This window comes from Streptantibioticus silvisoli, from assembly GCF_027947535.2.
GTDB classification, from domain to species: Bacteria; Actinomycetota; Actinomycetes; order Streptomycetales; family Streptomycetaceae; genus Streptantibioticus_C; species Streptantibioticus_C silvisoli.
Map to the genome: position 1 here is coordinate 131,383 of NZ_JAAGKO020000006.1, position 20,219 is coordinate 151,601.

General features: G+C 71.7%; 3 protein-coding genes. All 3 read left to right on the top strand.

What is annotated here, in order from left to right; genetic code table 11:
* Positions 1-94 precede the first annotated feature (94 nt).
* The 3 genes from POF43_RS06645 (at position 95) to POF43_RS06655 (ending at position 20,207) form a co-directional block, all read left to right on the top strand.
* The gene (locus tag POF43_RS06645) at positions 95-10,054 is read left to right on the top strand and encodes a type I polyketide synthase (RefSeq protein ID WP_443732098.1); all 9,960 of its coding nucleotides are present in this window, start codon (positions 95-97) and stop codon (positions 10,052-10,054) included.
* A gap of 236 nt (positions 10,055-10,290) precedes the next feature.
* On the top strand, positions 10,291-19,449 hold the full coding sequence (locus tag POF43_RS06650; RefSeq protein WP_282704456.1) for a type I polyketide synthase: 9,159 nt from the start codon (positions 10,291-10,293) through the stop codon (positions 19,447-19,449).
* A gap of 176 nt (positions 19,450-19,625) precedes the next feature.
* On the top strand, positions 19,626-20,207 hold the full coding sequence (locus tag POF43_RS06655; protein ID WP_271315424.1) for a neocarzinostatin apoprotein domain-containing protein: 582 nt from the start codon (positions 19,626-19,628) through the stop codon (positions 20,205-20,207).
* Positions 20,208-20,219: the final 12 nt, after the last annotated feature.

The following is a 20,219-nucleotide window of genomic DNA, read 5'->3' on the forward strand; positions in this document are numbered from 1 at the left end:
TGACGGTGCGTTCGCTGATTCCCGCATTTGCCACACCAGCCCGAACGGATAGGTAGCGGTCATGACCACTTCCCCGCAGGAACTCATCACAGCATTGCGGACGTCGCTGAAGGAGACCGAGCGGCTGCGCCAGCGCAACCAGGAGCTCACGGCCGCCGCCCGGGAACCGATCGCGATCGTCGGCATGGCGTGCCGCTATCCCGGCGGCGTGAAGTCCCCCGAGGACCTGTGGGACCTGGTCTCCTCCGGCGGCGACGGCGTCTCGGAATTCCCCACCGACCGTGGCTGGGACGTCGAGAACCTCTACGACCCCGACCCGGACGCCACCGGGAAGACCTATTGCCGGGAGGGCGGATTCCTATACGAGGCGGCCGACTTCGACGCGAAGTTCTTCGGCATCAGCCCCCGTGAGGCCCTCGCCACCGACCCGCAGCAGCGCCTGCTGCTGGAAGTCGCCTGGGAAACCCTGGAACGCGCGGGAATCGACCCGGCCTCGCTGCGCGGCAGCCGGACCGGTGTCTTCGCCGGCGTCATGTACGACGACTACGGAATGCGCCTCCAGCGGATACCGGAGGAGCTTGAGGGCTACATCGGCAACGGCAGCGCGAGCAGCGTGCTGTCCGGCCGCGTCGCCTACACCCTCGGTCTCGAAGGCCCCGCCGTCAGCATCGACACCGCGTGTTCGTCGTCGCTGGTGGCGTTGCACCTGGCGTGCCAGGCGCTGCGGCAGAGCGAGTGCTCGCTGGCGCTGGTCGGCGGCGTCACCGTGCTGGCCGGCCCCGGAATCTTCGTCGAGTTCTCCCGTCAGCGCGGTCTGGCCCGCGACGGCCGCTGCAAGTCCTTCGCCGCCGCGGCCGACGGCACCGGCTGGGCCGAGGGCGTCGGCATGCTGCTGGTGGAACGGTTGTCCGACGCGCAGCGCCTCGGTCACCGGATTCTGGGGGTGGTGCGCGGCAGCGCGGTCAACCAGGACGGCGCCAGCAACGGTCTGACCGCGCCGAACGGCCCCTCGCAGCAGCGGGTCATCCGGCAGGCACTCGCCAACGCCCGCGTTGCCGCCGACGGCGTCGACATCGTCGAGGCGCACGGCACCGGTACGTCGCTGGGCGACCCGATCGAGGCGCAGGCGTTGCTGGCGACGTACGGCCAGGAGCGGGAGCAGCCGTTGTGGCTGGGGTCGGTCAAGTCCAACATCGGTCACACGCAGGCCGCCGCGGGTGTCGCCGGTGTCATCAAGATGCTGATGGCGATGCGGCACGGTGTCATGCCGGCCACCCTGCACGTCGATGAACCGTCGCCGCACATCGACTGGTCGGCCGGTGCGGTCTCGCTGCTACAAGAGGCGCGTGCGTGGCCGGAGTTGGAGCGTCCGCGCCGAGCCGCCGTGTCGTCCTTCGGCGTCAGCGGCACCAACGCCCACGTCATTCTGGAGCAGGCGCCGGTGGGTTCGACGGCCAGTGCTCCGGCTGATGGTTCCGCCTCGGTGGGGGTTGTGGGGGTTGTTCCGTGGGTGGTTTCGGCGCGGGGTGAGGCTGCGTTGCGGGGGCAGGCCGGCCGGTTGTTGGAGCGGGTGGCGGATGACGTGATCGATGTGGGTCATTCGTTGGTGGCGAGTCGTGGTGCGTTGGGTCATCGTGCGGTGGTGGTGGGGGATGGCCGGGAGGAGTTGCTGGCGGGATTGTCGGCGTTGGTGTCGGGTGCGGACAGTGCCGGTGTGGTGGTGGGTGTGGGGCGTTCGCGTCCGAAGGTGGCGTTCGTCTTCCCCGGTCAGGGTTCGCAGTGGGCCGGTATGGCCGTTGAGTTGATGGCGTCCTCTCCCGTCTTCCGTGGGCGGATGGCCGAGTGTGCTGCGGCGTTGGAGCCTTTCGCGGATGGTTGGTCGTTGTTGGAGGTGGTGGAGGGGGGTGTGTTTGATCGGGTTGATGTGGTGCAGCCGGTGTTGTGGGCGGTGATGGTGTCGTTGTCGGCGGTGTGGGAGTCGTTCGGTGTGGTGCCGGATGTGGTGGTGGGTCATTCGCAGGGTGAGATCGCTGCGGCGTGTGTGGCGGGTGGGTTGAGTCTTGAGGACGCCGCGATGGTGGTGGCGTTGCGGAGCCGGGCGATCCGGGTGATCGCGGGTCGCGGCGGGATGCTGTCGGTGGCGTTGGGTGCCGATGTGGTTGGTGAGCGGTTGGAGGGCTGGTCGGATCGGGTGTCGGTGGCGGCGGTGAACGGTCCGTCGTCGGTGGTGTTGTCCGGTGATGACGCGGCGTTGGAGGAGATCGCGTCTCTCTGGGCGGGGGAGGGGGTGCGGGTTCGTCGGGTGCCGGTGGACTACGCGTCGCACTCGGCTCATGTGGAGGAGATCGAGGATCATCTGTTGGAGGTGTTGTCGCAGGTCAGACCGGTCACCTCGGCTGTGCCGATGTGGTCGACAGTCACCGGTGAGGTGACGGACACCGCCGGTATGGATGCGGCTTATTGGTATCGGAATCTGCGGAGTCGGGTGCGGTTCGCGGAGGCGGCTCGGGCGTTGGCGGAGCAGGGCCGGTACGTGTTCGTGGAGGTCAGTCCGCATCCGGTGCTGGCGATGAGCGTGCAGGACACGCTGGATGTTGTCGCGGAGGACCCGACCGTCGACGCCTCCTGTGTGGTGGAGACGTTGCGGCGTGAAGAGGGCGGCCTGCGGCGGCTGTTCACCTCGTTGGGTCGTGCGTACGTCAACGGGGTCGACGTCGACTGGACCCCCGCGTTCGCCGACGCTGCGCCGCGGGTGGTCGACCTGCCGACCTACGCGTTCCAGCACGAGCGGTTCTGGCTGGACGCGGGCGTGGGCGGCGGTGACGTGGCCGGGCTGGGGCTGCGCGGCGTGGGCCACGTCCTGCTGGGCGCCGGGGTCGAGTTGCCGGGGTCGGGCGGGTTCCTGTTCACCGGGCGCCTGTCGCTGGGGCAGCAGGGGTGGCTGAACGACCACGTGGTGTTCGGCTCCGTCCTGGTGCCCGGCGCCGCGTTCGTGGAGATGGCGGTGCGGGCCGGCGGCGAGGCCGGTTGCGGGTGCGTCGAGGAACTCACGCTCCAGGCACCGCTGGTGGTGCCCGCCCGCGGCAACGTTCGGCTCCAGGTCGTGCTGGGCCCCGAGGACGACTCGCGCCGGCGCACCGTCGAGGTGTACTCGGCCCGTGACGAGGACGCGTGGGTCCGCCACGCCACCGGTACGGTCGCCGATCGCCGGGCCGCCCCGTTCGACCTGGGCGTCTGGCCGCCGCAGGGTGGCACGCCGGTGTCCCTCGACGGCTTCTACGAGGACCTGGCCGACCGTGGATACGCCTACGGGCCCGGGTTCCGGGGACTGCGGGCGATGTGGACGCGCGGCGAAGAGGTGTTCGCCGAGGTGGAACTGCCCGAGGCGGCGCAGGCGGGCTCCGGCTCCGGGTCGTTCGAGATCCACCCCGCACTGCTGGACGCGACCTTGCACGCGGCGATCGGCACCCTCTTCCGGAGCGAGGGCGGCAGCCGGCTGCCGTTCCTGTGGAGCGGGGTGACGGTGTCCGCCGTCGGCGCGAACCGGGTCCGCGTCCGGCTCGCCGCCACGGCGGAGGACGCGATCTCGGTACGGATCACCGACGAGACCGGTGCGCCGGTGGCCGTCGTCGAGTCACTGGTGTCCCGTCCGGTCACCGCCGAGCAGTTGTCCGCCGGCGCCGGGGACGGCAACCTCTTCCGGCTCGACCGGCAGGAGGTCCCGCTCCCCGCCCTCGCGGACCCCGCCCGCCGCTGGACCGTGCTCGGCGATCTCGCGGACGCCATGGAACGCGCCGGTGTCCCGGTCGACGCCGTGGCGTCCATCGGTGAACTCGCCGGCCGGGAGACCCCCGCCGACGTGGTGATGACCGAGATCGTGGTCGACGGTGTCGCGGACGCGTCGGGTGTGCGGGGTGCGGTGGTCCGGGTGCTGGGGTTGGTGCAGGGGTGGTTGGCGGCGGAGCGGTTGGCGTCGTCGCGGTTGGTGGTGGTGACGCGTGGTGGTGTGGTCGGTGCGGCGGTCGGGGGTCTGGTGCGGTCCGCGCAGGCGGAGCACCCGGGCCGGTTCGTGCTGGTGGATCTGGACGCTGATGCGGCTTCGTGTGCGGTGCTTCCTGCGGTGATGGCATTGGACGAGCCGCAGGTTGAGGTGCGTGGTGGTGTGGTGCGGGTGCCGCGGTTGGTGCGTGCGCAGTCGTCGGTTGCGGTTGCGCCGGTGTGGTCGGCGGAGGAGACGGTGTTGGTCACCGGTGGTACGGGGACGTTGGGTGCGTTGGTGGCCCGTCATCTGGTGGACGTGCACGGGGTGCGGAGCCTGGTGCTGGCCAGCCGTCGCGGTCCGGCGGCGGAGGGTGCCGAGGAGTTGCGTTCCGAACTGGCCGCGTCCGGTGCGGTGGTTGAGGTCGTTGCGTGCGATGCCGCTGACCGTGACCGTTTGGCTGAGGTGGTTGATGGCATCGGGAAGCTGACCGGGGTCGTGCACGTGGCCGGTGTGCTGGACGACGCGGTGGTGACGTCGTTGACGGCGGAGCGGTTGGACGCGGTGTTGCGGCCGAAGGTGGACGCGGCGCTGAACCTGCACGAGGTCACCAAGGACCTCGATCTGGACGCGTTCGTGTTGTTCTCGTCGGCGGCCGGGGTGTTCGGGGCGGCGGGGCAGGGCAACTACGCGGCGGCGAACGCGTTCCTCGACGCGTTGGCGGAGCAGCGGCAGGCGGAGGGCCTGCCGGGGGTCTCGCTCGCCTGGGGCCTGTGGCAGGACGACAGCGACATGACCGCCCACCTCGGCGACGCCGACCGCAAGCGGCTCTCGCGCGGCGGCATCGTCCCCATGACCGCGCGGGAGGGCCTGGAACTCTTCGACGCCTCCGTCGCCGCCGGCCAGGCCGTGCTGGTGCCGGCGCGGCTGGACCTCGCGACGGTCCGGGCCCGCGCCGGCGCGGCGAACGGTGAGGTGCCGGCCCTCCTGCGGAGCCTGGTGCGGGTCGTCTCCCGCCGCGCGGTCCGGGCCGCCGACAGCGGGGGCCCGACGTTCGCGCGGCGGTTCGCCGGGATGGGTGCCGCCGAACGGGAGCAGGAACTGCGCGAGGTCGTCCGCGGCCAGGTCGCCGCGGTGCTCGGACACGGGTCGGCGGACGCCGTCGACCCGGGCCGGGCGTTCAAGGAGATGGGGTTCGACTCGCTGACCTCGGTCGAGCTGCGCAACCGGCTCGGCGCCGCGACCGGAATGCGGCTGCCGGCGACCCTCGTCTTCGACTATCCGACGTGCGACGCGCTCGCCCGCTTCCTGTCCGGCGAGCTGTCCGACGGCACGAACGCGCCGGCGACCGCCGCCGTGCCGGTCTCGGTGGCCGACGACGAGCCCATCGCGATCGTCGGCATGGCCTGCCGCTACCCGGGCGACGTCAACTCGCCCGAGGACCTGTGGGACCTGGTCGCGTCCGGCGGCGACGGCATCTCCTTCTTCCCGACCGACCGCGGCTGGGACGTGGACGGCCTGTACGACCCGGTCCCCGGACGCCCCGGCAAGAGCTACTCCCGGCAGGGCGGATTCCTCTACGACGCGGGCGAGTTCGACGCGGAGTTCTTCGGGATCAGTCCGCGTGAGGCGCTGGCGATGGACCCGCAGCAACGCCTGCTGCTGGAGGTGTCCTGGGAGGCGCTGGAGCGGGCCGGCATCGACCCGGGAACGCTGCGGGGCAGCCAGACCGGTGTCTTCGCGGGCGTGATGTACCACGACTACGCGTCCGGCCTCACCGAGTTCCCCGAGGGCCTGGAGGCGTACGTCGGCAACGGCACCGCCGGCAGCATCGTGTCCGGCCGGATCGCGTACACCCTCGGCCTGGAGGGTCCGGCGGTCAGCGTGGACACGGCGTGTTCGTCGTCGCTGGTGGCGTTGCACCTGGCGTGTCAGGCGCTGCGGCAGGGCGAGTGCTCGATGGCACTGGCCGGCGGCGTCACCGTGCTGTCCACGCCCGGTGTGTTCGTGGCCTTCAGCCAGCAGCGCGGCATGTCCGCCGACGGCAGGTGCAAGTCCTTCTCCGCCGCCGCCGACGGAGCCGGCTGGGCCGAGGGCGTCGGCATGCTGCTGGTCGAGCGGCTGTCCGACGCGGAACGCCTCGGTCACCGCGTCCTGGGCGTCGTGCGGGGCAGCGCGGTCAACCAGGACGGCGCCAGCAACGGTCTGACGGCGCCGAACGGTCCGTCGCAGCAGCGGGTGATCCGTCAGGCGCTGGCGAACGCGCGCGTTCCCGCGTCCCAGGTGGACGTCGTGGAGGCGCACGGTACCGGTACCTCGCTGGGCGACCCGATCGAGGCGCAGGCGCTGCTCGCGGCGTACGGGCAGGAGCGGGAGCAGCCGTTGTGGCTGGGTTCGGTGAAGTCCAACATCGGTCACACGCAGGCTGCGGCCGGTGTTGCCGGCGTCATCAAGATGGTGATGGCGATGCGGCACGGTGTCATGCCGGGCACGTTGCACGTTGATGAGCCGTCTCCGCACGTTGATTGGTCGGCCGGCGCGGTTTCCTTGCTGGCGGAGGCGCGTCCGTGGCCGGAGGTGGCGCGTCCGCGTCGGGCGGGGGTGTCGTCGTTCGGTATCAGTGGGACCAATGCGCACGTCATCGTGGAGCAGGCGCCGGCCCGGCCGGCGGAGGACCGTGTGCCTCAGCCGAGTCCCGGAGTGGTTCCGTGGGTGGTGTCCGCTCGTAGCGCTGCTGGTCTGCGTGGGCAGATCGAGCGGCTCGCGGAGTGTGGTGCGGGGGCCGGTGATCCGGTGGATGTGGGTCATTCGCTGGTGGTGGGTCGGGCGTCGTTGGAGCATCGGGCTGTTGTGGTGGGTGCGGGGTGCGAGGAGTTGGTCGCGCAGTTGCGTGGCGAGGGTGTGGTGGTGGGTGTGGGGCGTTCGCGTCCGAAGGTGGCGTTCGTTTTCCCGGGTCAGGGTTCGCAGTGGGCGGGTATGGCGGTGGAGTTGATGGCCGCTTCTCCTGTCTTCCGTGAGCGGATGGCCGAGTGTGCTGCGGCGCTGGAGCCCTTCGCGGACGGTTGGTCGTTGTTGGAGGTGGTGGAGGGGGGTGTGTTTGATCGGGTTGATGTGGTGCAGCCGGTGTTGTGGGCGGTGATGGTGTCGTTGTCGGCGGTGTGGGAGTCGTTCGGTGTGGTGCCGGATGTGGTGGTGGGCCATTCGCAGGGTGAGATCGCCGCGGCGTGTGTGGCGGGCGGGTTGAGCCTTCAGGACGCCGCGATGGTGGTGGCGTTGCGGAGCCGGGCCATCCGGGTGATCGCGGGGCGTGGCGGGATGCTGTCGGTGGCGTTGGGTGCCGATGCGGTCGGTGAGCGGTTGGGGGAGTGGGCGGATCGGGTGTCGATCGCGGCCGTCAACGGCCCGTCGTCGGTGGTGTTGTCCGGCGATGACGCCGCGTTGGAGGAGATCGCGTCCCTCTGGGCCGAACAAGGGGTGCGGGTTCGTCGGGTGCCGGTGGACTACGCGTCGCACTCGGCTCACGTCGAGGAGATCGAGGATCACCTGTTGGAGGTGTTGTCGCAGGTCAGACCGGTTACTTCATCCGTTCCGATGTGGTCGACGGTGACGGGTGAGGTCACGGACACCGCCGGCATGGATGCCGCTTACTGGTATCGGAATCTGCGGAGTCGGGTGCGGTTCGCGGAGGCGGCTCGGGCGTTGGCGGAGCAGGGTCGTTACGTGTTCGTGGAGGTCAGTCCGCATCCGGTGCTGGCGATGAGCGTGCAGGACACCTTGGATGTTGTCGCGGAGGACCCGGCCGTCGATGCCTCCTGTGTGGTGGAGACGTTGCGGCGTGAAGAGGGCGGTCTGCGGCGGCTGTTCACCTCGTTGGGCCGTGCGTACGTCAACGGGGTCGACGTCGACTGGCTGCCGGCGTTCGCCGACGCTGCGCCGCGGGTGGTGGATCTGCCGACCTACGCGTTCCAGCACGAGCGGTTCTGGCTGGAGGCCGGGTTCGGTCGCCGCAAGGAGGCGAGCGCCGCGGGGACCGTCGAGGGACGGTTCTGGGAACTGGTCGACAACGACGACCTGAGCGGGCTGGCCGGCGCGCTCGGGCTCGACGCCGGTGAGCAGCAGGACATGCTGCGCCGGATGGTCCCGGCACTGGAGACGTGGCGGGAGCGCGGTCGCGAGCGGTCGGCCGTCGACGGCTGGCGGTACCGCGCGGTCTGGCGGCCGTCGCGTACGGAGAACGGCACCGCGCTGGCCGGCCGCTGGCTGGTCCTCGTGGCGCCGGGCGACCGGGACCGGGCGCTGGTGGCCGCGCTGGAGGGCCGCGGTGACGTCGAGGTGCGGGAGATCGCCGAGGGCAGCGACCGCAAGTCGCTCTCCCTGCTGCTGGAGACGGAGTCCGCGCCGGACACCGGGCAGCCCCTGACCGGTGTCCTGCTGGCCCCGGGGGCGGGTTCGCACGCCCTGGATGTCCTTCAGGCGCTCGGGGACGCGGTGGTCGCCGCTCCGTTGTGGACGGTGACGCGCGGGGCCGTGCACGTCGATCCGTCCGACGCGGCGCCCGACCCGGAGCAGGCGGTCCGCTGGGGCCTCGGTCGGGTCGCGGCGCTGGAGTCCCCCGGCCTGTGGGGCGGCCTCGTCGACCTTCCCGAGGATGTGACGGACCAGGTCGCCGACCGGCTCGCCGGTGCCTTGAACGGCGACGACGACCAGGTCGCCATCCGCCGGTCCGGTGTCTTCGTGCGCCGGCTCGTCCCCGCCACCACCGAGAGCGGGCACGGGAGTTGGGCCGCACGCGGCACGGTTCTCGTCACCGGCGCCATGGACGGGCTGGCCGCCGGCACCGTCCGCTGGCTGGCCCGTAACGGCGCCGACCGCGTCGTGCTGAACGGCCCGGGCGCGGACCGGCTGGCGGCGGAACTGACCGGCACGGGCACCGGCATCGGCGCTGGCCTCGGCACCAGCACCGACCTCGGCACCGGCAACGGAAACGGAAACGGCACCGGCATCGGCGCCGCCGTCGAGGTCGTCGGCGAGGTGACCGCCGGGACCGCGGCGGCGCTGTCGCTGACCGCGGTGGTGTGCCTGGCCACCGACCGCACCGCGCGGAGTCTGACCGCGCTGTCGGCGGCGGACGTCACGGAGCGCGTCGGCGGCGTGGAACGGCTCCACGAGGCGCTGGACGGCGCGGAACTCGACGCGTTCGTGGTCGTCACGTCAGGGCCGGGCGTGGACGCGAGCCCCGGACACGCACTGAGCGCCGCCGTCGGTGCCTTCGCCGAGGCCCTCGCGCACCGGCGGCCGGAAACCTCCACGCTCACGTTCTGCGAGCCTGCCGACGGTGACGACAGCGGGGGCCTGCGCGCGATGAAGGCCGAACTGGCCCTGAACACACTGGCGTCGGCCGGCGGGCCGGCTCTCGTCGTCGCCGATGTGGACTGGGAGGCCCACTTCCCGGCCCGCACCGCGCTGCGCCCCAGCCGGCTGTTCGACGAGATCCCGCAGGTCCAGGCGCTGCGGGCGAACGCCTCCGACGACGGGCTCCCGGCGGCGGACCGGACGGCGCTGGCCGAACGGCTGGCCGGCCTCTCCCCGGAGGACGCCTACCAGGAAGTGCTCACGGTGGTACGGACCCAGACCGCCGCGGTCGTCGGTTACGGCGCCGGCAAGGCGCTGGAGACCGACCGGGCCTTCAAGGACCTCGGGTTCGACTCCGTCACCGCCGTCGAACTGCGCAACCGGCTCGGTACCGCCGCCGGGGTCAAGCTCCCGCCGTCCCTCATATTCGACTACCCCACTCCGGCCGAACTCGCCCGCTACCTGCTCGACCAGCTGGGCGACGTCCGGCCGGGGAGCGCGCTGGCCGACGAACTCGCGGTGTTCGAAGCGGCGTTGCTCGGCGCCGAGATCGACGACCGGACGTCCACGGTCCTCTCGGAACGCCTGCGCGGCCTGCTCTACCAGCTCGAGGGCAAGAAGAACCGGATCGAGGAGGCCGAGGTCGAAAAGGACCTCGACGAGGCGACGGCCGACGAGGTCCTCGACTTCATCGATCGCGAATTCGGCTCGCTGGACGACTAGGGGTGTGTGTCCGGTGGATCGTGGCGGGCCCGCGACGCCCGCCACGCCACATCGGGGCGTTGCCCGAAACGCCCCGGTAGGACCAACCGTCGGGAAGCGCCGGCGACTTGCTCCGCCCGGCATCGGGCCGGGCGGAGCCCCCGGCACCGCACCGGACACGACGCTTCCCGATCCGCCCCGATCCACAAGACACGCCTGCGTGGTATCGCCGTGAACTCCCGGAAAGAAGGCCCGTGATGGCTGACAACGACAAGCTCGTCCAGTACCTCAAGCGGATCACCGCCGACCTGCACAAGACCAGGGCCCGCCTTCAGGACCTGGAGGAGACGAACCGGGAACCGATCGCCATCGTCGGCATGGCCTGCCGCTACCCGGGCGGTGTGCGCTCCCCCGAGGACCTGTGGGACCTGGTGAACGGCGGCGGCGACGCGATCACCCTGTTCCCCGCCGACCGCGGCTGGGACATGGACGACATCTACGACCCGGACCCGGACACGCCGAGAAAGACGTACACCCGCGAGGGCGGCTTCCTGCACGACGCCGCCGACTTCGACGCGGACTTCTTCGGCATCACCCCGCGTGAGGCGCTGGCGATGGACCCCCAGCAGCGGCTGCTGCTGGAGGTCTCCTGGGAGGCGCTGGAGCGGGCCGGCATCGACCCCGAGGCGTTGCGCGGCAGCCGGACCGGTGTCTTCACCGGCATCGTCGGCGGTGGCGGGTGGGGGGACGAGAACACCATCCCGGACGAACTGATCGCGTACGGTTTCACCGGCATGGCGACCAGCGTGGCCTCCGGCCGGGTGTCCTACGCGCTCGGCCTCGAAGGCCCCGCGGTCAGCGTGGACACCGCGTGTTCGTCGTCGCTGGTGGCGTTGCACCTGGCGTGCCAGGCGCTGCGGCAGGGCGACTGCTCCCTCGCGCTGGCCGGCGGCGTCGCCGTCATGACCGCGCCCAGCATCTTCGTCAGCTTCAGCGAGCAGCGCGGTCTGGCCCGCGACGGCCGCTGCAAGTCCTTCGCCGCAGGGGCCGACGGGTTCGGTGCGGCGGAAGGCGTCGGAGTCCTGCTGGTCGAGCGGCTGTCCGACGCGCAGCGGCTGGGTCACCGGATTCTGGGGGTGGTGCGGGGCAGCGCGGTCAACCAGGACGGTGCGAGCAACGGTCTGACGGCGCCGAACGGTCCGTCGCAGCAGCGGGTGATCCGCCAGGCGCTGGCCAACGCCCGCGTTCCCGCGTCCCAGGTGGACGTCGTCGAGGCGCACGGTACGGGTACGTCGCTGGGTGACCCGATCGAGGCGCAGGCGTTGCTGGCGACGTACGGCCAGGAGCGGGACGGGGACCAGCCGTTGTGGCTGGGGTCCATCAAGTCGAACATCGGTCACAGTGCCGCCGCGGCCGGGGTGGCCGGTGTGATCAAGATGCTGATGGCGATGCGGCACGGTGTCATGCCGGCCACCCTGCACGTCGATGAACCGTCCCCGCACATCGACTGGTCGGCCGGTGCGGTTTCGCTGCTGCAAGAGGCGCGTGCGTGGCCGGAGTTGGAGCGTCCGCGTCGCTCGGCGGTCTCCTCGTTCGGCATCAGCGGCACCAACGCCCACGTGATCCTGGAGCAGGCTCCGGTCGATTCGACGGCGAGTGCTCCGGCTGATGGTTCCGCCTCGGTGGGGGTTGCGGGGGTTGTTCCGTGGGTGGTTTCGGCGCGGGGTGAGGCTGCGTTGCGGGGGCAGGCCGGCCGGTTGTTGGAGCGGGTGGCGGGTGACGTGATCGATGTGGGTCATTCGTTGGTGGCGAGTCGTGGTGCGTTGGGGCATCGTGCGGTGGTGGTGGGTGAGGGCCGGGAGGAGTTGCTGGCGGGGTTGTCGGCGTTGGTGTCGGGTGCGGACAGTGCCGGTGTGGTGGTGGGTGTGGGGCGTTCGCGTCCGAAGGTGGCGTTCGTCTTCCCGGGTCAGGGTTCGCAGTGGGCGGGTATGGCGGTGGAGTTGATGGCCGCTTCTCCTGTCTTCCGTGAGCGGATGGCCGAGTGTGCTGCGGCGCTGGAGCCGTTTGTTGATGGTTGGTCGTTGTTGGAGGTGGTGGAGGGGGGTGTGTTTGATCGGGTTGATGTGGTGCAGCCGGTGTTGTGGGCGGTGATGGTGTCGTTGTCGGCGGTGTGGGAGTCGTTCGGTGTGGTGCCGGATGTGGTGGTGGGTCATTCGCAGGGTGAGATCGCCGCGGCGTGTGTCGCGGGCGGGTTGAGCCTTCAGGATGCCGCGTTGGTGGTGGCATTGCGGAGTCGGGCGATCCGGGTGATCGCGGGGCGTGGCGGGATGCTGTCCGTGGCACTCGGTGCTGACGCGGTCGGTGAGCGGTTGGGGGAGTGGGCGGATCGGGTGTCGATCGCGGCCGTCAACGGCCCGTCGTCGGTGGTGTTGTCCGGCGATGACGCTGCGTTGGAGGAGATCGCGTCCCTCTGGGCGGGGGAGGGGGTGCGGGTTCGTCGGGTGCCGGTGGACTACGCGTCGCACTCGGCTCATGTGGAGGAGATCGAGGATCACCTGTTGGAGGTGTTGTCGCAGGTCAGGCCGGTGACTTCATCCGTGCCGATGTGGTCGACGGTGACGGGTGAGGTGACGGACACCGCCGGCATGGATGCCGCTTACTGGTATCGGAATTTGCGGAGTCGGGTGCTGTTCGCGGAGGCGGCTCGGGCGTTGGCGGAGCAGGGTCGTTACGTGTTCGTGGAGGTCAGCCCGCATCCGGTGCTGGCAATGAGCGTGCAGGACACCTTGGACGCTGTCGCGGAGGACCCGGCCGTCGATGCCTCCTGCGTGGTGGAGACGTTGCGGCGTGAAGAGGGCGGCTTGCGGCGGCTGTTCACCTCGTTGGGTCGTGCGTACGTCAACGGGGTCGAGGTCGACTGGACCCCCGCGTTCGCAGACGCTGCGCCGCAGGTGGTCGACCTGCCGACCTACGCGTTCCAGCACAGCCGTTACTGGCTGGAGACCGGGAAGAACCCGGTGGGGGAGACCGGCGCCGCCGGTGCGGTGGACGGGCGGTTCTGGGAGCTGGTGGAGCAGGGGGACCTGGGCGGTCTGGCCGGCGCGCTGGGACTGGACGCCGGTGAACATCGGGACCTCCTCGAACAGGTCGTCCCGGCGCTGGAGGAGTGGCGGCGGCACGACCAGGAGCGTTCGCTGGTCGACGGGTGGCGTTACGAGGCGGTCTGGCGTCCTGCGGCGCTGGAAGGCGCCCGTGAACTGACCGGCCGCTGGCTGGTGTTGACGCCATCCGGTGCGGCTGACGACGGTGTCGTGCCCGCGTTGCTGGCCGGGCTGTGCGGTCGCGGCGACGTCGTGGCCCTGGAGGTCGCGCCCGGAAGCGATCGCGCCGTGCTGGCCGACGGCATCCGCGTGGCCCTGGGCGCCGGTGCGGACGAGCCGTTGCCACCGGTCGCCGGTGTGATGTCCCTGCTGACGCTCGCCGGGACGACGGTGACCGGTGACCTCGCGGCCGACCAGGAGAGCGCCTCCGCCGGCCTCGGGCTGTCCGTCAGTGCCGTGCAGGCGCTGGGTGACCTGGAGATCGAGGCGCCGTTGTGGGCGGTGACGTCGGGTGCGGTGTCGGTGGGTGGGGCGGATGTGGTGCGTGATCCGTGGCAGGCGTTGGTGTGGGGGTTGGGTCGGGTGGCGGCGTTGGAGCATCCGGATCGTTGGGGTGGTCTGGTGGATGTTCCGGCGGAGGTGACCGGTCGGGTGCTGGATCGCCTGGTCGGTGTGCTGTCCGAGGGTGGGGTGGTGCGGGATCAGGTGGCGGTGCGTGCCTCCGGTGTCTTCGTGCGGCGGTTGGTGCCGGTGTCGGGTGCCGGTGTCGCGGGTGGTGAATGGCGCCCGGGGGGAACGGTGTTGGTGACCGGCGGCACCGGTGGCCTGGGCGCCGACGCGGCGCGCTGGCTGGCGCGTGAGGGCGGTACGGACCGTCTGGTGCTGGTGAGCCGGCGTGGTCCGCAGGCCCCGGGCGCGGACGCGTTGCGGGACGAACTGGTGTCGCTGGGCGTCGAGGTGGAAGTCGTCGCGTGTGACGTGAGCGACTGGGCCGGGATGACGGCGCTGGTGGAGCGGTTGAGTGGCGACCTCTCCGGTGTGGTGCACACCGCCGGTGTGCTGGACGACGGTGTCATCGACTCGTTGGAGACGTCGCAGATCGGTGGGGTGTTGCGGGCGAAGGTGCTGGGGGCCTGGTATCTGCACGTGTTGACGCGGGAGTTGGACCTTTCGGGGTTCGTGATGTTCTCGTCGCTGGCGGGCACGGTGGGCGTGCCGGGGCAGGGCAACTACGCGCCGGGCAACGCGTTCCTGGACGCGTTGGTGGAGTCCCGCCGCGCCGCCGGGCTGGCCGGCACCTCGGTGGCCTGGGGTGCCTGGGGCACCGAGGGCATGGCGGTCACCGGGCGGATGGGCGAGATGCTGCGCCGCCACGGCTGGCCGACCATGGACTCCGCACTCGCGCTGTCGGCGATGGGTGAGGTGGTCGCCGCCGGTCTCGGATCGGTCGTGGTCGCGGACGTCGACTGGGGGCGGTACTACACCGCGTTCACCGCCACCCGGGCGAGCGGTCTGTTCGACGAGATCCCGCAGGTCCTCGCCGCCCGCGAGGCCGTGGAGGCCCGCGCGAGCGAGGCGGGGGCGGAGCCGGAGCGCGGCGGACTCGCCGGCCGGCTCGCCGGCCTGCCGGCGGCGGAGGCTCGTTCGGCGGTGCTCGACCTGGTCCGTTCGCTCACCGCGACGGTCGCCGGGTACGACAACGGTGACACGGTGGAGACCGGGCGGGCCTTCAAGGACCTGGGCTTCGACTCGGTCACCGCCGTCGAACTGCGCAACCGGCTCGGCATAGCCACCGGGCTGAAGTTCCCGCCGACCCTGGTGTTCGACTACCCGACGCCGGAGGCGCTCACCGGCTATCTGATGGGCGAACTCTCCCTGGCCCGGCCCGCGGACGCGTCCGCTTCCGCCGTGCCGGTGGCGGTCTCGGACGACGAGCCGGTCGCGATCGTCGGCATGGCCTGCCGCTTCCCCGGCGGTGTCGGCTCGCCCGAGGAGCTGTGGGAGCTGGTCTCCGGCGGCGGTGACGCCATCTCGCCGTTCCCGTCCGACCGCGGCTGGGACATCGACAACCTCTACGACCCCGATCCGGACGCGGCGGGCAAGACGTACGCCCGCGAGGGTGGATTCCTGCACGGTGCGGCCGAGTTCGACGCGGAGTTCTTCGGGATCGGTCCGCGTGAGGCGCTGGCGATGGACCCGCAGCAGCGGCTGCTGCTGGAGGTGTCGTGGGAGGCGCTGGAGCGGGCCGGCATCGACCCGGGGACGCTGCGCGGCAGTGCGACCGGTGTCTTCGTCGGCGCCACCGGCCAGGACTACGCCGGACTGCTCAGCGGTCACCTCGACGAGGGGCTGGAGGGGCAGATCCTCACCGGTGTCGCGGGCAGCGTGCTGTCCGGCCGTGTCTCCTACACGTTCGGTCTTGAGGGTCCGGCGGTCAGCGTGGACACCGCGTGCTCGTCGTCGCTGGTGGCGTTGCACCTGGCGAGCCAGGCGCTGCGTCGCGGCGAGTGCTCGATGGCCCTGGCCGGCGGCGTCACCGTGATGTCCACCCCCAACACCCTGATCGCCTTCGCCCGGCAGCGCGGTCTGGCGGCCGACGGCCGGTGCAAGGCGTTCTCGGCGGCGGCCGACGGCACCAACATGGCTGAGGGCATCGGCATGTTGCTGGTGGAGCGGCTGTCCGACGCCGAGCGGCTGGGGCACCGCGTCCTGGGCGTCGTCCGGGGCAGCGCGGTCAACCAGGACGGTGCGAGCAACGGTCTGACGGCGCCGAACGGTCCGTCGCAGCAGCGGGTGATCCGGCAGGCGCTGGCCAACGCGGGGGTTTCCGCGTCGCAGGTGGACGCCGTCGAGGCGCACGGTACCGGTACGTCGTTGGGTGACCCGATCGAGGCGCAGGCGTTGCTGGCGACGTACGGCCAGGAACGCGGTGAGGACCAGCCGTTGTGGCTGGGGTCGGTCAAGTCGAACATCGGTCACACGCAGGCCGCGGCCGGGGTGGCCGGTGTGATCAAGATGCTGATGGCGATGCGGCACGGTGTCCTGCCGGCCACGTTGCACGCGCAGGAGCCGTCCCCGCACGTGGACTGGGCGTCGGGTGCGGTGAGTGTGCTGAGCCAGGCGCAGCCGTGGCCGCGGGGGGAGCGTCCGCGCCGGGCCGGTGTGTCGTCGTTCGGCATCAGCGGCACCAACGCCCACGTCATCATCGAGCAGCCCGCGCCGGAACCGGCCGTGGAAGGCGCGAGCGAGCCGGAGCCGGCCGCCATGGCGTGGACGGTCTCGGCACGCAGCGCGGCCGGGCTGAAGGCGCAGGCCGGCCGACTCGCGGAGTTCGTCGCCGACGACGACGCCGGCACCGCCGAGGTGGCGTACGCGCTGGCCACCGGCCGGGCCGACCTGGAGCACCGCGCCGTCGTGGTCGGCGCCGACCGTGCCGAACTGCTCGCCGGACTGCGGGCGTTGGCTCGTGGCGACGAGGGTGTGGTGTCGGGTGTGGCGCGGTCGCGTCCGAGGACGGCGTTCCTGTTCACCGGTCAGGGTGCGCAACGTGCCGGTATGGGCCGCGAGTTGTACGCGACGTATCCGGTGTACGCCGAAGCGTTCGACGAGGTGTGCGCGGGGTTGAACGCGCACCTGGACCGGCCGGTCGAGGAGATCGTGTTCGCGGCGGCCGAACCGGCCCTGGACCGGACGGTGTTCACGCAGGCGGCGTTGTTCGCTCTCGAAGTCGCCCTGTACCGGCTGGTGTCGTCGTGGGGTGTGGTGCCCGATGTCGTCGCGGGCCACTCGATCGGTGAGTTGGCGGCGGCCCACGTGGCGGGTGTGCTGGAGCTGGCCGACGCCTGTGAACTGGTCGCCGCTCGCGGCCGGTTGATGCAGGCGCTGCCGGCCAACGGCGCGATGGTGTCCGTCCAGGCGTCCGAGGAGCGGGTGCTCGAAGAACTGCGCGGGCACGAGGACCGCGTGTCGGTCGCCGCCGTCAACGGGCCCGCCTCGGTGGTCGTCTCCGGCGACCGGGCCGCCGTGCTGCGGATCGCGGGAACCCTCAGCGACCAGGGGCATCGCGTCAAGCGGCTGCGCGTCAGCCACGCGTTCCACTCGCCGCACATGGACGCGATGCTGGCGGAGTTCGGCGAGATCGCCGCCCGGCTCACCTACCGCGAACCGGTGATCCCCCTCGTGTCGAACGTGACCGGCCGGCTCGTCGAGCCCGGTCAGGTGACCGACCCCGGTTATTGGGTGCGGCACGTGCGGCAGGCCGTGCGGTTCGGCGACGCCGTCACCGCCCTGCGCGACCAGGGCGTCGGCCTCTACCTGGAGATCGGGCCCGACGCGACCCTGACCGCCATGGCCCAGCACATCCTCTCCACCGCCCAGGACCGCGCCGCCGTCCTGGCACCGGTGCTGGCGAAGAAGCAGGCCGAGCCGCTGAGCTTCCTGACCGCGCTCGGCCGCGCCCACGCCCACGGCGTCGATGTCGACTGGACGGCGGCGTTCACCGGACGTACCCCCGGCCACGTGCAGTTGCCCACCTACGCCTTCCGGCGCCGGCACTACTGGCCGCGGCCGGCCGAGCCGGTGGTGGCCGCGGGCAGCCCCGACAGCGTCGAGGCCAGGTTCTGGGACCTGGTGGACAGCGCCGACCTCGACGGCCTCGCCGAGGTGCTCGGGGTGGGTGGCGAGGGGCACGACTCCCTGCGTCAGGTCGCACCGATGCTCGCCCGGCTGCGGCAGCGCGGCCGTGAGCGGTCCGTGTCGGACGGCCTGCGGCACCGTGTCGTGTGGCGCCCGGTCCCCGACGGCGACGGCAGGGTGCTCCCGGGCCGCTGGCTGGTGCTGGTGCCCACCGGTGACACCGACCGCGAACTGGTCGCCGCGCTGGCGCGGCGCGGTGACGTCACGGTGCTGGAGATCGCACCGGACGCCGACCGCAAGGCGCTGGCCGGCCGGTTCACCCAGGTCCGCGCCGAGTCGGCGGCCGGCGGTGTCACCGGCGTGCTGTCGCTGGTCCCGCAGGCCGCCCTGGTGACCCTTCAGGCCCTGGCCGACGCCGACGTCGACGGCCGCCTGTGGGTGGCCACCAGCGGCGCGGTCTCGGTCGGCGGGTCGGACCGGGTGCGTGATCCGCGGCAGGCGATGGTCTGGGGGCTGGGCCGGGCCGCGGCGCTGGAGTACCCGCTGCGCTGGGGCGGCGTCGTCGACGTGCCCGCGGAGGTGACCGCGCGGACCGTCGACCGCCTGACCGGCGTGCTGGCCGGCACCGAGGAGGACCAGCTCGCCGTCCGTACCTCGGGGGTCTTCGCGCGCCGGCTGGCCCCGGTCACCGGTGAGGGGCCCGGCGGCCGGTGGTCGCCGCGCGGAACGGTGCTGCTCAGCGGCCGGACCGACGCGCTGGGCGCCGAGGTCGCCCGCTGGCTGGCCGGCAACGGCGCCGAACGCCTGCTGCTGACCGACTCCGACAGCGACCTGGCGGCCGAACTGGGCGCCCTGGGGATCGCGGTCGAGACGGCCGGCGCCGATCTCGCCGAGCCGTTCGGCGCCGTCGTGCACATCGCCGGGGCCGGAATCGCCGCCGACCTGGCGGACCTCGCGCCGGACTGCGCCGACGCCGAGGTGGACGACATCGCCCGCCTCGCCGGCCTGGCCAACCGCGACACGCTGGAGGCGTTCGTCGTGGTGTCCGCCGAACCGGGATTCGGCGCCAGCCGGGGCCACGGCGCCGGCAGCGCGGTGAGTGCCTTCGCCGAGGCGCTGGCCTGCGACGACCGGGGGCCCGGTGCACGGGTCACGCACGTGGTCCTCGGCTGGTCGCCGGACGGTGGGGCGGCGGTCGCGGGGCTGCGGCCCGTCGAGCCCGACACGGCGGCCGGCGCGCTGGCGCTGGCCGGCGGGCAGTCGATCGTCGTCGCCGACGTGGACTGGGAGTGGTTCGCTCCCGCCTTCACCCGGGAACGCCCCAGCCGGCTGTTCGACGAGATCCCCGGGGCCCGGCGGGCGCCGCGGCAGGACAGCGCTGACGAACCGGACCTGGCCCGGCTGCTGACCGAGACCTCCGGCGCGGAACGCGAGAGCGTGGTGGTCCGGCTGGTGTTCGCGCAGACGGCCGCCGTGCTGGGCTTCGGCGACCCCTCGCAGGTCGAGGGGGACAAGGAGTTCCTGGACATGGGCTTCGCCTCCCTGACCGCCGTGCAACTGGTGAACCGGCTCAACGAACTCACCGGCCTGGAACTGGAGCCCGCCGCGGTCTACGACGTGCCGACCCCGAACGAACTCGCCGAACACGTACTGGCCGCGTTGGACGCCACGCGCGAGTAACCCGCTTATAGGGGACCGTAGGGGCTGACGCGAACGGTTTCGAATAGGGGTTCCGTGCCGGGAACCCCACGCATAATGTGCAGCCTGATCGCTTTCAGTGAATTGGTGATCCTGCCGCAACGCATTGGCAATTGTGGCCGCCGTACGAGACGATACGGAGCGCGAAGTTGAGGAAGATGAAATTCGGGCGATGGACGGTCGGCGCCGCTGCCGCCGTCCTGGTCGCCGCCGGCCTCGGGATCAGCAGCGGCCAGCTGGCCGTCGCGGCCCCGGCGCACCAGGCGCTGGCCGGCGCCCACGCCGGAGCCGGCACGTCGCACCCGAAGACCGGGGTACCGACCATCACGGTGACCGACGGTCACCAGCTCGCCAGGACCGTCGGGTTCGGCGCCCACCAGACCTACGACGCCGTCGCCGTGCACGGCACCGGCTTCCAGCCCAACGAGCGGCTCTACGTCGCCGAGTGCGACCAGCCGGCCTGGCCGGAGGCGAAGTGCAACTACTACTGGACCGCTGACGTCACCACCGACGCCAACGGCGAGTTCCAGATGGGCGACGGCGGCATCTGGCCGGCGTTCATGGCGCAGACCGACTTCGAGAGCTACAACATCTGGTCGGACACCGCCCCCTACCCGGACCTCGGCCCGGTGCACTGCGGCACCGTGGCGAACCGCTGCACCATCGTGGCGCAGCTGTTCACCCTGGACCCGCCGACCGGACCGGTGGACAGCGCCAAGGCCTACATTTCCGCGAAGTAGTTCCAACCGGTA